This window comes from Vibrio sp. YT-19(2023), from assembly GCF_033337395.1.
This window is the reverse complement of sequence record NZ_JAWOQN010000281.1, coordinates 1-861: the sequence shown is the minus strand read 5'-3', so window position 1 is coordinate 861 and position 861 is coordinate 1. Positions and strand designations below refer to the sequence as shown.

Annotated in this window: 1 protein-coding gene; it reads left to right on the top strand. The window is 48.4% G+C overall.

The genetic code is table 11. The annotated features are described in order from the left end of the window. Positions 1 to 861: endonuclease/exonuclease/phosphatase family protein (locus R7E78_RS25420; RefSeq protein WP_318058513.1), on the top strand; the 861-nt coding region annotated here is incomplete at both ends.

Genomic DNA, 861 nt, shown 5'->3' with positions numbered 1-861 from the left:
GGAACAGGCGAAGACAAAGCAGCCCTTGAAGGCTTCCAAAAGAACTACCTGTCTGTTGCACAAAGTCTCGATGGCGCGGGCGGAGAAGCAAACCTCGAACCTATCGAATACCCTTACGCGGAGTCTTACTCTACCAACACAGGTTTGTTGAGCGATTTTGACCTCGACAACAACGGCACTGCCGGCCAAATGCCGGGGGATGCATGGGGCTTTGGCATGTACCACGGCCAATACGCCTTTGCCCTAATGTCTAAGTACAAAATTGATACGGCAAATACACGAACCTTCCAAGAGTTTAAATGGAAAGATTTAGAAGGCGCGAAAATCCCAACCATTACTATCTGTGACGGCTCACAAAAAATTCCAGACGGCATGAAGTGTGGCGATGAGTGGTACTCTGCAGAGGAATGGGCTCAAGTACGCCTCTCTTCTAAAAACCACGTAGATGCACCAATTATCATCCCGACCAGCAATGGTAATGAGGTTGTTCATCTTCTGATGTCGCACCCTACACCACCAGTTTTCGATCCTGGTAAAAACCAAGCGCAAAACGCAGCGGAAGTGGAATTTTGGCACCATTACATCCAAGGAAAAGAATTTTTCTACGACGATGCAGGTAAACAAGGTGGCTTGGCGAGCGGTGCTAAATTCGTCATGATGGGCGTCCAAAACCTCGATCCAGTTGCTGGCGATGGTATTAGCTCTGTCATGCAAGATCTGCATAGTGATCCGCTGGTTAACCAAGACGTGATGAACGGCAACCTGTACCCAACAAGCTTTGGCGCAGCTGAACACGCCGTTGAAAAGAGCTCAACTCACCCATATCCGAACCGTATCACTTCAACATTTGGTTTAGGTGTA